The 14,367-nt window shown below is 46.0% G+C and carries 12 protein-coding genes and 2 tRNA genes; 8 read left to right on the top strand and 6 right to left on the bottom strand.

Annotated elements, in window-relative coordinates; translation table 11 throughout:
• Positions 1-178 precede the first annotated feature (178 nt).
• Positions 179-1,126 carry an L-lactate dehydrogenase gene (locus tag ABK01_RS00225; RefSeq protein WP_253675789.1) on the bottom strand — a complete coding sequence of 316 codons (948 nt, stop codon included), beginning with the start codon at positions 1,124-1,126 and terminating at the stop codon, positions 179-181.
• A 327-nt stretch (positions 1,127-1,453) separates the two neighbouring features.
• Between ABK01_RS00225 and ABK01_RS00220 the strand changes: the two genes are divergently transcribed.
• Genes ABK01_RS00220 through ABK01_RS00210 form a run of 3 tightly spaced genes read left to right on the top strand, consistent with a single transcriptional unit; the run spans position 1,454 to position 5,386 of the window.
• Complete coding sequence (locus tag ABK01_RS00220) at positions 1,454-3,268, top strand: phosphotransferase (protein WP_253675788.1); 1,815 nt, start codon at positions 1,454-1,456, stop codon at positions 3,266-3,268.
• Positions 3,246-4,790 (top strand): BCCT family transporter, encoded by a 1,545-nt coding sequence (locus tag ABK01_RS00215; RefSeq protein ID WP_371922051.1) that lies wholly within the window; start codon positions 3,246-3,248, stop codon positions 4,788-4,790. The genes ABK01_RS00220 and ABK01_RS00215 overlap by 23 nt, the downstream gene beginning before the upstream one ends.
• Positions 4,787-5,386: a DUF2715 domain-containing protein gene (locus ABK01_RS00210; protein ID WP_212565585.1), complete on the top strand. Its 600-nt coding sequence runs from the start codon at positions 4,787-4,789 to the stop codon at positions 5,384-5,386. Before ABK01_RS00215 ends, ABK01_RS00210 begins: the two co-directional genes overlap by 4 nt.
• Before the next feature lie 98 nt (positions 5,387-5,484).
• Here ABK01_RS00210 and ABK01_RS00205 read toward each other — a convergent pair whose 3' ends face one another.
• A complete protein-coding gene (locus tag ABK01_RS00205) occupies positions 5,485-6,675 on the bottom strand; it encodes a MalY/PatB family protein (RefSeq protein ID WP_253675786.1) in 1,191 nt (396 codons plus the stop codon).
• A gap of 176 nt (positions 6,676-6,851) precedes the next feature.
• Between ABK01_RS00205 and ABK01_RS00200 the strand changes: the two genes are divergently transcribed.
• On the top strand, positions 6,852-7,736 hold the full coding sequence (locus tag ABK01_RS00200; RefSeq protein ID WP_253675785.1) for a TatD family hydrolase: 885 nt from the start codon (positions 6,852-6,854) through the stop codon (positions 7,734-7,736).
• Positions 7,737-7,753: 17 nt separating this feature from the next.
• Here the strand turns inward: ABK01_RS00200 and ABK01_RS00195 are convergent.
• Positions 7,754-7,825: transfer RNA gene (locus ABK01_RS00195), tRNA-Cys, on the bottom strand.
• A 123-nt stretch (positions 7,826-7,948) separates the two neighbouring features.
• Here ABK01_RS00195 and aroC point away from each other — a divergent pair.
• A complete protein-coding gene (gene aroC, locus ABK01_RS00190; protein ID WP_253675784.1) occupies positions 7,949-9,001 on the top strand; it encodes a chorismate synthase in 1,053 nt (350 codons plus the stop codon).
• A 69-nt stretch (positions 9,002-9,070) separates the two neighbouring features.
• Here aroC and ABK01_RS00185 read toward each other — a convergent pair.
• From ABK01_RS00185 to ABK01_RS00175, 3 genes are all read right to left on the bottom strand, one after another.
• Positions 9,071-9,142: transfer RNA gene (locus ABK01_RS00185), tRNA-Val, on the bottom strand.
• A gap of 353 nt (positions 9,143-9,495) precedes the next feature.
• On the bottom strand, positions 9,496-9,786 hold the full coding sequence (locus tag ABK01_RS00180) for a helix-turn-helix domain-containing protein (RefSeq protein ID WP_212565581.1): 291 nt from the start codon (positions 9,784-9,786) through the stop codon (positions 9,496-9,498).
• Positions 9,783-10,154, bottom strand: a complete 372-nt coding sequence (locus tag ABK01_RS00175) for a type II toxin-antitoxin system RelE/ParE family toxin (RefSeq protein WP_212565580.1) — start codon at positions 10,152-10,154, stop codon at positions 9,783-9,785. Before ABK01_RS00175 ends, ABK01_RS00180 begins: the two co-directional genes overlap by 4 nt.
• A gap of 545 nt (positions 10,155-10,699) precedes the next feature.
• On the opposite strand from ABK01_RS00175, the gene sufC reads away from it, so the two are divergent.
• Genes sufC through sufD form a run of 3 tightly spaced genes read left to right on the top strand, consistent with a single transcriptional unit; the run spans position 10,700 to position 14,168 of the window.
• Positions 10,700-11,431, top strand: coding sequence for a Fe-S cluster assembly ATPase SufC (gene sufC / locus ABK01_RS00170; protein ID WP_253675783.1), 732 nt, complete (start codon positions 10,700-10,702; stop codon positions 11,429-11,431).
• 8 nt (positions 11,432-11,439) lie between these two features.
• Positions 11,440-12,888, top strand: a complete 1,449-nt coding sequence (gene sufB, locus ABK01_RS00165; RefSeq protein ID WP_253675782.1) for a Fe-S cluster assembly protein SufB — start codon at positions 11,440-11,442, stop codon at positions 12,886-12,888.
• Entirely contained in the window at positions 12,888-14,168 is a 1,281-nt protein-coding gene (gene sufD, locus ABK01_RS00160) for a Fe-S cluster assembly protein SufD (protein WP_253675781.1), read from the top strand. Before sufB ends, sufD begins: the two co-directional genes overlap by 1 nt.
• Positions 14,169-14,367: the final 199 nt, after the last annotated feature.

The following is a 14,367-nucleotide window of genomic DNA, read 5'->3' as shown; positions in this document are numbered from 1 at the left end:
TCTGCGTTGTCGATGAAAAATGTACACGGAAGTACATTTTTCATCACAACATCGCATCTAAAGCTCAAGGAAACTGTCCTTTTGGACAGCCGTTCGTCGTTGAGCAGTATATTAATGATGTACGCTGCTCAACAGCCGCCCTAAAACCCTACATAAAAAATATGCTTTTTAACAGTTTTTAACAGATAGAAAGATAGGCATCGTGGAGTCGCTGTGCGCTGGCTTCAAGCGCTGACTGTTCATCCTTGGGAAGTTCACCTTCGATGATTTTTTCTACACCGTTTCTGCCGACAATACAGGGAACGCTCAAGCAGGCGTCGTGCAAACCGAATTCTCCGTTTAGAGCCATCGAAACGGAGAGGATACTGCGTTCATTCCGCAAAATGGCGCCGGCTATTCTGGTAAGGGCTAAGCCGACGGCAAAATAGGTTGAGCCTTTGTAGTCGATGATATGATAGGCGGAATGGCGTACTTCGTCCAAGATTTTTTGCTTATCAAAGTGAATGCCTGAATTGCACGTGCCGTTTCCGCAATATTCATCGATGCGCCGTCCGGCTATGGTGGTCATCGACCATGCGGCAAATTCGCTGTCACCATGCTCGCCGAGAATGTACCCGTGTATATTACGGGCATCGACGCCGCATTCTTTGCTGAGTACGTAGCGGAATCGCGCGGTATCCAAGACGGTGCCGGAACCGATAACCCTTCCGCGATCCCAGCCGCTTGCTTCGAGCGCCACCTTTGTAAGAATATCGACGGGGTTGCTGACGAGCAGCATCACACCTTTGCAGCCGCTTGCGGCGATTTCAGTCGCGATAGTTTTGATGATGGCAGCATTGCGCTTAAGAAGGTCTATTCTTGTTTCTCCCGACTGCTGTTTTGCACCGGCAGTTATGACGATAATATCGCTGTCGGCATAATCGGTTTGACTGCCGGTATGGATATCAACCTGCGGTAAAAACGGCAAGCCGTGGACAAGATCCATCGCCTGCCCTTCTGCAAAGTTTTTATTCATATCGGTTATTGCAATCTCATCGGCAAAACCGCTTTGAGCCAACGCATACGCAAATGTAGCCCCGACAGAGCCTGCACCGACAATCGTTACTTTCCGTTTTTTTTGATCCATAAAAGTCTCTCCTAAAATAATTTCGGTACCGCCTAACCTAGATTAGATATGAAAGGGTACCTTTAATTACTATACACTTTTAAGTAGATAAATTATAGAGAGTCTGATTGTAATGAGACCGTTCGATAATTTATCATGGGGATGCCGAAAAAGTAACCGACTTTTGAGACATCCCCGCATTTCTTGTAAAGCGTGACGTAAATAATCTACCCTTCTTGTTCACTTATTTTCTGTTCACTTTCCAACATTTTTATCATTGACAGTGAACAAAAACTAAAATATACTACATTTTATATGAAAAGACGATATTTTCAAATTATCGAGTTAATGAAAAAAAATCCGGCGATTACGCAGCGGGATATTGCAGGCACATTAAAAATATCACTCGCGTATGTCAATCAAATTCTCTTTGCTATGGAACAGGACGGCCTTCTTAAAACGAACGGATTGCCCGCCATCGGCAAAAGAGTTTTAACGATTAAAGCACATACCGAATACGATTCGTGTAAGGTTGATAATGCCATTATCATGGCGGCGGGTTTCGGCTCGCGGTTTATTCCGCTCACGTATGCAACACCTAAGGGACTGCTGGAAGTGTTCGGTGAACGGATGATTGAACGCCAGATAAAACAGTTGCAGGAAGCGGGCATTACCGATATTACCGTAGTCGTCGGCTATCTGAAAGACACATTCGAGTACCTTATCGATAAATACAATGTAAAACTTGTATATAATCCCGATTTTGAAAGCAAAAATAATCTTTCAACACTGTATCATGTCCGCGATAAACTCAAAAACACGTATATTCTTTCCAGCGACAACTGGCTGCGAAAAAATATGTATCACGCGCATGAATACGATTCATGGTATTCGTCGGTCAAAATGAACGAGAAGACCAACGAATGGGTGCTGCAGCTCGGTTTGCACGACAAGATAATGAAGGTAAAGGTGGGAGGTAGGAACGCATGGGTGATGTACGGGCCGGTCTATTTTTCCCGTGCTTTTTCCGATGCTATCCGCCCGATGATTGAAGAAGCGTATCATCGCGAGGATACCGACGACTGGTACTGGGAAGACGTATTGAGCCGTCATTTAAATACGTTGACGATGTTCGCCAATAAACAACCTGCCAACCAAGTGTATGAATTTGAATCCCTGGAAGAGCTGCGTCAATTCGATACATCATACATGGTTTCCACACAGAATAAATGGATGGAGTTGATTTCCCGCGTATTCGGAAAGCCCGAAATGCAGATTAAAAATTTGCGTCCGTTGCGGCTGGGGATGACCAACAAATCCTTCATATTTGAGCTGAACAACAACAAATATATTTTCCGTATTCCGGGTGCCGGTACGGAAGTTCTTATCAACCGGAAACAGGAATATGCGGTATATAAAGCGATTGAACCGCTCGACATCTCCGATAAGATTATCTATTTTGATCAACTTACCGGTGTAAAAATCAGTCAGTTTGAAGAAAATATGCACATTGCAGATCCTCACAACCCTGAAGATTTGGAAGCGTGTATGTGGATAACCCGTAAGCTACATACATCCGGTATTACGGTGCGGCATCGTTTTAATTTTAGGGAACGGATTAATTTTTATGAAAAGCAAGCGGAAGCAAAGCACGGTATTCTTTTTTACGATTATGCCGAAATCCGAGAAAAGATGAACAGCTTGCTCGATTTACTCGACACACTGAAAAAACCGGAAGCGCTGACCCATATCGATTTAATCTGTGATAATTTTATTATCAGCGATGGTGATGTTAAACTGCTCGACTGGGAATACGCCGCGATGTGCGATCCGCTGGCCGACCTTGCAATGTTTTCCATTTACTCTTACTTTTCCGAAGCTCAAATAGCCGATCTTATGCACCGCTATTTCCGCCGCGATCCGGAAGGAGAAGAAAAGCTGCGTGTCTATATCTATGTTGCGCTTGCAGGATTCTTATGGGCGTTGTGGACGTGCTATAAACAAGCGTTGGGAGAAAATTTCGGTGAGTACGGATTAAAGATGTACCGATATGCAAAAGATTACTACAAACAAATTATGCAGATGACGGAGCTGCCGGCTTTACCGGCTCAGCAGAATGAAGAAAATGAAGAAACAAATAATGAACAATCGAAAGCGCAATAAAGGTCGGTACGGTTCCGCAGAAATCGATTGGGTTATTACGCTTTTGCCGCTCGCCATTGTAAGCGGTATTGCAGCATTGCTGCTCATCTTTCCGCGGCAATCGATGAAGGCTATCGATACGTTCTGGAATATTTTTGTCAATAAGCTTGGATTTTTCTATATACTTCTCGGATTCGGATTAGTGTGTACTGCGTTTTATCTTGCGTTTTCAAAATACGGAGCGATACGGTTAGGCAAGCTTGATAAGCCGCGCTATAACAATTTTGCATGGGGTGCCATGATTTTCACTTCTACAATGGCAGCTGATATTTTGTATTGGTCGCTTATCGAGTGGGGATATTACTACACTGCTTCCCCATTCGGGCAAACGGCGCTTACGACAGCCGAAAAACAAGATTGGGCTGCAACATACCCGCTGTTTCACTGGGGCATTACCCCGTGGAGCTTCCATATCGTATGCGCTGTTGCGTTCGGCTATATGCTCCATGTACGGCAGCGGAAAAAGCAAAAACTTTCCGAAGCATGCCGTCCTCTTTTCGGTAGTAAAATCGATGGGGTGCTCGGCACTGTCATCGACGTGTTTTCAGTCGTCGGACTTTTAGCGGGCACCGCAACGACATTTTCGCTTGCAACGCCGCTGTTGTCGTTAGCAATCTCCACCATCTCCGGCATCCCCGAATCGCGGGAGCTTACTTTGATTGTGCTCTGCATTATTGCGGCGGTATATACCTCGGCTGTTTTGCTGGGGATAAAAGGTATTTCTCATCTGGCGAAAATTGCCGTTGTGTGTTTTTCAAGCCTCATTGTCTTTGTGTTTTTGTTCAGCCCTAAGCTCTATATTATCGAAACAAGCATAACCGGCATCGGGAAGATGCTGCAAAACTTTATTTCGCTTTCTACTTGGATGGATCCCTTACGGGTTTCGGGAACGGACGGCGCAGGCTTTCCGCAGCAGTGGACGATTTTTTATTGGGCATATTGGATCGCATGGTTTGTCGCCACGCCGTTCTTTATCGGCACGATCTCTGAGGGACGCACGGTACGGAATACCGTACTGGGTGGCCTGATATGCGGCATTGCAGGTACCTATTGTTCGTTTATCGTGCTGGGAAACTACGGGCTCTATTTGGAAACGCACGGACTATTACCGGCAGCCGAACGGCTTGCAGCCGGTATCGCGCCCGCAAAGATTATCCTCAGCATTTTGGAAACGTTGCCGCTTGCGAAAGTCGTTTTGGTGCTGCTCATCATTACAATGATCGCTCTTTATGCGAGTACTTTTGACGCAATTACGATGGTTATCGCATCTTATTCGCAGCGGCAGCTGGAAGGCAGCGAACCTAAAAAAAGCCTACGGGCATTTTGGTCGGTTGTCTTTATCTTACTGCCGGCGGCGCTCATCCTCACCGGCAGTAACCTCAGTCAGCTGCAAAGCTTATCGGTTATCGCCGCCTTCCCGCTCGGCATCATTATGATTTGCATTATTGTCAGCTTTTTTAAGGACGCGAAGGAGATTATATGAAAAGGAATTGCATTACTGCCGTATTGCTGCTTGCACCGCTTTATCTTTTTGCAGCAGGATTTGACCACTTTGTTTTCGCACCGCATAACGGAATGACAGGCGCAATTCTCGCACATACGTCCCACTATGCCGATAAAATGTATTTGTATGAAACAATGGCCGGCCCTGCAATCGGATTGGATATCATATTCGTACAAAAGAAAAACGGCTTTACTTTTATGATCAACAATAATATTATGCCTATTTTTATAATAGAGCATCGTACAGATCCTTATAAACCGCCAGAATCGATGCACGGCGAAGCGCGATCGATGGGATTCGGTATAATCGGTTATTTTGAATTTCTTTTCGGATACACACACGGTATCGGAAGTAATTTTGAGCTTATGGTTGGCATAGGCCCCGCAGGACTGTGGCCGTTAGCGCCTGCTCTTAATATGCGTTTAAGCGGCGCATATTACTTTAATAAAAAATGCGGAATATTTTTCGGGGTCGGCAATAGCCTCGGTTGTTTGCCCAACCCGACACGACGAGACATCAATATTGTTAACGCGACCGTTATTTCAATCGGACCCGTTTTTAGAATAGACCGATGACATCAACTGCTACAAGAACTCAGATTTGTCGAAAATAAGACAGGAGATTCCCAACGAAGGTATAACTTCGACAGAGAACCTCTCGATCATTATGGTACTTATTTCGTCTTCAAGTTCCGCAATGCGCGACTCAGCCGTTCGAGGGTCTCGGTAATAATCGATGCGGGAGCTGCAAGGTTAATCCGTTCAAAACCTCTGCCTTCTTCGCCGAAGATATATCCTTCATCTAGGAATACTTGCGCCGTCTGCGTCATAAACGTTTCCAAAGCCTTGTGTTCCATTCCCAGCGCCCTAAAATCGAGCCATTGCAAATACGTGCCTTCGATGAGCGGCGCTTTAATTTCGGGATGGTGCGTTTGGAAAAACTGCTGCACAATACGCTGATTGGCATCGATTACGGACAAAAATTCATCAAGCCACGCCGCGCACTGCGTATAGCAAATTTCGCAGGCCTTATAGCTCAATGCCGTGAACAATGCTCCCGCCCCAAGCTCTTGAGCGTTTACAAAAGTTTTCCGCATATTCTCATTTTTAATGATGATATTGCTGATTCCCAAACCGGCGATGTTGAATGTCTTGGAAGGTGCGGTAAAGGTGATTGTCCGCTCGGCAAGGTCATCCCCTAACGATTGGAAAACGGTGTGCGTATACCCCGGCATCACAATATCAAAATGAATTTCGTCCGAAAACAGCAAAAGATCATTTTTTAACAGGATTTCTTCTATTTTATGTAGCTCTTCTTTTGTCCACACTCTGCCGACAGGATTATGAGGAGAACAAAAGAGCAGTGCTTTATTCCGCGGATTCGCAGCGAGCCGTTCCAATGCATCAAAATCAATCGTATAACGGCCGCCGTTTTCCTGCAACGAACACGCTGCAACATTCCGTCCATGCAAGCGTATTGCCCTAAAAAAAGGATAATACACCGGCGACAGCAGAATAACGCCGTCTCCCGGTTCGGTAAAAGCTCTGACTGCATTAAAAATCGCAGGTACGACACCTGCAGTCGGGACAATCCAATCAGGATTAATCGTCCAATTATGCCGAACCTTCATCCAATTTTGCACAGCCTCTTTATATGCAGCAGTCGGTCCCGTATAGCCCAGCACGGCGTTATCAAGATAGTGCTTGAGCCCTTCCGTTAATTCCGGCGGCATCTTAAATTCCATATCGGCAACCGAAAGCGGCACAACGGACGAATCGACGTGCGAGTTGACCTGATACATCGCATCCCATTTACGTGAACCTGAACCGGCTCTGTTTACTTTTGTCGTAAAATCATATTTCATATCAATCTCCCTATTATCATGATAATATCACAATTTTATCGGGAATGACGATATTACCTCTTTTCTCTAATATCTATTTTTTGACTTCTTCCTGCGTCTGTCCGGTTGCCTGTACGATATTTCCAAAAGCAAAAGAGGGCTTACATTTCTTTCTAATATCATTTAAAAGTTTATGTATGTATAGTGACGCCCATCTCCATCCTGCAGATTATATTGATTCGTGCATATCTTCGGACGATACCGGAACTGTAAGTGAGCTATTTGCACAGTCGATATCGCTTTGCTGCTCGGCGCACGATCATACCGAATACGAACGGCACCGCAGCCTTTTACAACTGTCTGAGAGTCGGCGGGTACTCTTTTCCTTCGGCATTCATCCGCAAAATCCCGTAACCGATGAGGCGGAGTTTTTATACCGCCTATTGGAAACACGGCAGATTCAAGCGATCGGAGAATGCGGATTCGATCTTTTTAATGATGATTATAAACAGCTTTTGCCGATGCAGCAAACAGTATGGGATATGCAATTACGATGGGCGCAGGAGTTTCAGCTGCCGACTGTGATTCATTGCCGGAAAGCCCTGCCCCTCATCTTTGATTCGGTAGCTCGGTTAAAAAAGCTGCCGGCAGTTATCTTTCACGGTTGGGGCGGTAGTCCGCAAGAGGCTGCGGCGTTCCTCAAAAAAGGTGTCAACGCCTATTTTTCACTCGGCAAGGCGGTGCTCCGCGGGCAGAAATCCGTATGCGCAATGGCCGCTTCATTCGATAGCAGCCGCCTCTTAACGGAAACCGACGCCCCATATATGAGGCTTAAATCGGAGCCGTATTCTCATCCTCGAGATATTATCGCAGTTACGGCGCAATGTGCACATCTACGATACACAGGAGACGATACGGCAAAGCACCCCCGTGTACAGTCACTAAAGCGGATAGGTATTATCAAACAGTATGAATCGTGCACTACGGCGCTTGAAGAAATCGACATAGATGAAGCTGCGGTAGAAGCATTCAGCGATATTATTGTACGGAATTTTAATTGTGCGTTTGGATTATCGAATTGAACGAATGGGTGAATAAAAGGCGCCGATCAGAATCGAACTGATGAATGAAGGTTTTGCAGACCTCTCCCTTACCACTTGGGCACGGCGCCGATAATGGAATTACTATATCAGAAACCGATATCTTATGCAAGAGGTTCGTCAGGGGTTTATCTTGACCCTATCATTCCGCCGACGAGCTTGAGTCCTATGAGTATTTAAAGTAAAATACCGTCATGGCGGGAAATACATTTGGAACGATTTTTAGAGTTACCACATTCGGTGAAAGCCACGGAGCCGCAATCGGCGTTGTCGTCGACGGGTGCCCCGCCGGTATTCCGCTCGGTTCGGAAGATTTTACCGCTGCGTTTAATACGGTAAGACCGTCAGGTAGTTTTGAAACCGCGCGGCGGGAAGCGAATATACCCGAAATCCTTTCCGGCGTATTTGAAGGCAAAACTCTTGGGACTCCGATTGCGGTGCTTCTGCGCAATGCCGATGCGCGTCCGCATGACTACGAAGCGCTAAAAAACATATACCGTCCCGGTCATGCGGATTTTGCCTACGAGGCAAAATACCGCCGCCGCGACTGGCGCGGCGGCGGACGCGCATCGGGGCGTGAAGCCGCTGCACGCATTGCTGCCGGTGTTATCGCAAAGAAAGTTCTGGCGTATTGTCAGACATCGTATCATGCACAGTATACGGCGTCTGCAAGTCTCCCGCTCACCATTGAAACCTCAGCAATAGAAATTGCAGGCATCCCTTGCGAACCGATTTCTGCAGCCGACGAACTCCCACTGGAGATCAGCAGTAAACTTGCTGCGATTAAGCAGGCAGGCGATTCCGCCGGAGCTATTGTGCAGTGCACGGTGCGGAATGTTCCCGCCGGTCTCGGTGAGCCGGTCTTTGATAAGCTCGAAGCGGAACTCGCAAAGGCGGTGCTTTCCATCGGCAGCGTGAAGGGTATTGCATTCGGAGCAGGCTTTCAGCTGGCGCGTATGGCCGGTTCGGAGGCAAATGCCGTCGATAAAAATTATCACGGAGGAATTGCCGGAGGCATTTCCGATGGAAAAGATATTGTGTTTCAGGCGGTCATAAAGCCGGTGCCTTCAATCGCTCAAGAACAGATAATGGAGACCGCAAGCGGCGAACGTATAGCCTATGCGATTACGGGACGGCATGATGTCTGTCTCTACCGGCGGGTCATGCCCGTTATCGATGCAATGGTTGCGATTGTGCTTGCGGATATGATGCTTCGCCAAGGAGCCGCTCAAATCTTAAAAGTTTAATTAAATCAACATCGGCTTGTAGGATAATACCGAATTGTAGAATTGTGATGAATGAAAAAGATAAAAGATTGGACGATACTGGGTTTGAACCAGTGACTTCTACCGTGTGAAGGTAGCACTCTACCACTGAGTTAATCGTCCGTTTTTAAACAACGAAACGAATGTAGCATATTTGCGGGGTTTAGACAAGCGGGCATTTATTTTTAACAATCATCCTAAAACTCATTCCATTGGATTAAAATTCCTATTATTGTGTATTATTGGTATGAGGTGCATCAATCCCCTTTACATAATCAATCCAAACCGATGTATCTGTAACAATCATTTATCAAGCCTCATTTTTTCTAAATCGTCACCCCAAAACAGTTTCCTGCGAAAATTCCTTACGTTTGTTTGTTTTTTCCCTCGCTATAAGACGTCCCGTTGAACGAGTGCTTAACTTACATTGTCGCAAAGGCAATGCCAGCCTTGAGGCTGGGGAATGGGCGCTTTATTTATATCGATACTTTAGCTTTAGCAACAAATTCTATCTTCAAATTCATTCCTAATCCGTCTGCAAGCCTTTTCAAAATCTTTATTGTCGGATTTCCGAAACCATTTTCTATTTTGCTTATATCTGCTTGAGCAATTCCAGTTGCATCGGAAAGTTGTTTTTGAGTAACATTACACAATTTCCTGGCATCAATTAACGAACTGATAAGTTCATATTCCGGCTCAAGAGATTCATATTCCTTTCTGAAAGTTTCATCGTTCATTTGTTCTTTTAATGCCTCTGTTAATGTCATTTCTTTCCTCCTGCTTCTAGCTTCCTATTCAAATAGTCGGTTCGATAATCTTTTGCCCGTTGTATTTCTGAAGGTGGTGTTTTTTGAGTTTTCTTTCGAAAACCATGCGTTATGACTATCTTCTTTTCAATGAAAAAGAAATACAAATACCTTACTATATTGTTACCTTGAATTGTTCTTAACTCAAATATACCGTCATCAAGATGTTGTGAATATGGTAATCGTAATTCATTTCCTTTATTTTCCAGTAATTCTAAATCACGGAATACTTTAGCTTTAAGCTTGACTTCAAGCGTATTTATAAAATCTAAACTTGGTTTTTCACCTGCTTTTGTTTCATAGAATTCAACCGTCCAATTACTTTCCATATCTAATTCTGACTATATAGGTTATACCCTATATTTGTCAAGATGATTGTTCTATCACAAAAAGGTATTGTAAGCGATTTTACAAATGCTTTGAGTTCACTCATGTATCAATATTTGTTCTCACATTCTTTTATTCGTGCGGTTTAATACCCGCCGTCCTCTACCGCCACGGACGGCGGTGGTTCCGAACAGGAGCAATGTTGTGGCAGAGCCACAACTTGCAGTCAAAACTATACACGGATGTATAGTTTTGACGAACGCTCTACGTCGTAATAAAGGGTATTAAAGCCGATTGCAACCACCTCGTCAAAAATATACATTCTTGTACCTCTCTACCAATGTACGTCCATGTACATCGGTAAAGGACAGGTTTTGTTTCAAAACTTGTTTAACGTGATTCAACGCGCTCTTGTAACGTATTTTGCATCTCGTTATAATATTTTATTAATACATTTCACACAGAAAAATGTAAAATAAAAGCCGTACAATGGTACGTCTTTTATTTCTCCAAGTTTGCGCACCGCAAACTTGTATAGGAGTTGCAAATGAAACCGCTATTACATATAGAAAATTTACATCTGTCGGTAAATGAAAAGCCGATTTTGCATAATATTAATCTTACCGTCAATCCCGGCGAAATCCACGTAGTGATGGGGCCGAACGGAGCCGGAAAGTCTACGCTTGCCGCAGCGATTGTCGGTAATCCCATCTTTCAAGTTGACCAAGGCTCAATCTTTTTTGACGGAGAATTGCTCAATGATTTGCCGGTTTTTGAGCGGGCGCGAAAAGGTATTTTTCTTTCTTTCCAAAACCCTGAAGAAATCCCCGGCTTAAAAGTAGAAGAATTTCTCCGCGCTGCAAAGGAAGCGGTTACCGGTAAAAAAATATCGGCGATCACTTTCCACAAGGAGCTGCTAAAGCTGATGGAATCGCTCAGTATCAATCCCGAGTATGCAGACCGCAGTTTGAATGTCGGCTTCTCCGGCGGCGAAAAAAAGAAGAACGAAATTCTCCAGCTTGCAGTCTTGCAGCCCAAGCTTGCTATTCTGGACGAAACGGATTCAGGGTTGGATATCGATGCCACCAGAATTGTATTCGAGGGCGTTGCAAAGCTCAAAACCTCGGACATGGGTATTTTAATCATCACTCACCACAGCAAGGTACTCGACTATCTTAAACCCGATCATGTACATGTCTTAATTAACGGTTCACTGGCAAAAAGCGGCGGTATCGAATTGGTAGAGCATATTCAAAAATATGGCTACGCAGGGATGTAGGGGCGGCTATGAGTAATGATTTTAGAGATTCCCGCTCGCCTCTGTTCCAAACGCGGAAGCGCACCTTCGTTTCCGATATTGAGCGGGGTATTTACGATATAAAAGATAAAATTGATTATCAGTATTCCACCGGCATGGGGCTAAACGAAGATGTGGTGCGAAAAATTTCCGCCCGCAAGCTCGAACCCAAGTGGATGCTCGACCTCAGACTGCAATCTTTGCAGTATTTTTTTGAACGGCCGATGCCGGACTGGGGCGCTGATATTTCCGACCTCAATATCCAAGAAATTATCCATTATATTGTTTCGGACGAAAAGCCGATGGCGACTGACTGGGATCAGGTACCGGAGGAGATAAAACAGACCTTTGACCGGCTCGGTATTCCCAAGGCGGAGCAAACCTCGCTTGCAGGCGTCGGCGCCCAATATGATTCGGAAGTGGTGTACCACAGCCTGCAGAAAAACCTCGCCGACCAAGGGGTTGTATACCTCGATATGGAATCGGCGGTGCTGCAATACGGCGATCTTGTCCGCGAGCATTTTATGAAGCTGATAAAGCCGAACGATCACAAGTTTGCGGCGCTGCACGGTGCAGTGTGGTCGGGAGGTTCATTTGTCTACGTACCCAAAGGCGTAAAGGTGGAGCTGCCGCTGCAATCATACTTTAGATTGAATGCAAACCAATCCGGGCAGTTTGAGCATACGCTGATTATCGTCGATGAAGGCGCCTATCTGCACTTTATCGAAGGATGCAGTGCACCCAAATACTATAAAAATGCGCTCCACGCAGGCGCCGTCGAGCTGTATGTCGGTAAAAAGGCGACCATGCGCTATTCCACGATCGAAAACTGGTCGCGGAACCTCTACAACCTCAACACTAAACGTGCCATCGTAGAAGAAGACGGAGCTATCGAATGGGTGTCCGGCTCGTTCGGCTCGCGTGTTACTATGCTCTATCCTATGAGCATTTTGAAAGGAGACCGTTCGCGCTCCGACTTTACCGGCGTTACCTTTGCTTCCGCCGGTCAGTGCCTCGACACGGGAACCAAGACGGTGCATATCGGCAAGAATACCGTGTCCGAAATGCACTCGCGCTCGATTGCGAAAAACGGCGGCGAATCCAACTACCGCGGCTTGCTGGTTATCGGCAAGGATGCAACCGGCGCGAAGGCGCTCGCCGAATGCGAATCCCTCATGCTGGATAACGAGTCCCGCACCGACACCATCCCGATTATCGAAAATCATACCGACGATGCCGACATCGGACACGAAGCGAAAATCGGACGCATCAGCGATTCGATGATTCTATACCTCATGCAGCGCGGTCTCGACGAAGCGACGGCTAAATCCTTGATTATCAAAGGCTTTGTCGAACCGATCTCCAAAGAGCTTCCGCTCGAATATGCCGTCGAGCTGAATAACCTTATTTCCATTGAGCTTGAGGGGACGATAGGCTGATGAGAAACGACAACTATTTTAAACGGCTCGATTATCATATACAGGATGTACCGACGGCTCCTTTTTCCGGTATCTTTTTTCATACAGGATCTAAGACCGCGCAGTATCTGCCGATTGAAGACTTCCTCAAAACATGCAGTGCGGAGCAGGTTGCAAAAATATTCAATACCGAAAAGTCTCCGCGTGAAAAAAACTGCGGATTGGGAAAGCGGTTTACCGACGAAGCGCAGACAAAGCGGAACAGCGGCTTTTACCTCAAGATTGAAGCTGATAAAGCTGAACACGATAAGGCCGCAGCTTCGGGCAATGCTGATTGCTGCAAGACCGCGGGCGCGAGTTCCGGCACTAATCACGCTCAGAACAGACCCGAAGCAATGCAGGATTTCTTTGTGCGGTTTACGATGGATGCCGTCCATCACGTGCTGTTTGACCGGAGCTATATCGACATAGCGGATAACGCTGCGGCGCGGCTCATCCTGTACTTTGACACCGATGAAAAGACTCCGGCGCTGCAATCATACCGGAACGGACTCATCAGTATTCGCGTCGGGAAACAGGCCGCAGTCGAAATTATCAAAATCCAAAACTTTGCAGACACTGCGCTCAATTTTGAAACGGTGCGGATGGATGTCGACGAAAGGGCAGCGGTAACCGTTCACGACATACAGCTCGGCTCACAAAAAAGCGGTGTATCCTATTCTTCCTATATGCAGGAAGATTGGGCGGAAGTGTACATATTCCCGCTGTATTTTGTCGATAAAACGCGCCGGATGGATCTTGAACATAATCTGATTATCAACGGCAAGAGCACGCTGTCGGAGATAAAAGCCCGCGGCGCGCTGAAAAACGAGGCGCATAAGGTTTTCCGCGGCAATATTTTCTTGAATAAGGGCTGCTCCGCCTCCGTCGCCCGTTTTGCTGATAACAGCATCATGCTCGATAAAAATGCGGTCGGCACGAGCATCCCAACCATCTTCTGCGATGAGGATGATGTTATCGGGGAGCATGCCGCGAGTTTTGCCGCCATCGATAAAGAAAAACTCTACTATTTAATGACCCGCGGCTTCGACGAGCTGAGCGCCAAAAAGCTGATTATCGACGCTGCCTTCCGCCCCGTCTTTAACAGTATTCCTGATGAGGCAATACGGAACCGGCTCAACGCAGAATTTGATGCACGCCTATCAACGCAGATTCAGGCGCAAACGGATAAAACGACGGCATCCGGTACCGTTCCGGAAAAAACGAGGACAGCGAATATAGGGCAACCGCATCGGAAATAGGTAAAAGTCGCAGAATAAGTGAGGTTGGACGACCATTTGAGACGCAACACGGCGAAACTCCGGTGCGATGCGAGAACTCGTCGACCTATTCGAAAACGAAAGTTTCAGAATAGGTCTAATATCTGATGTGTGGACTGCCTTACGGCAGCTTCTTCCATAGGGAATGGTCTGAAAATCAAAAATATAGTATAGTACTTAC

It is taken from the genome of Treponema sp. OMZ 305 (genome assembly GCF_024181325.1).
Lineage (GTDB): Bacteria > Spirochaetota > Spirochaetia > Treponematales > Treponemataceae > Treponema.
This window is presented reverse-complemented; position numbering and strand designations above follow the sequence as displayed.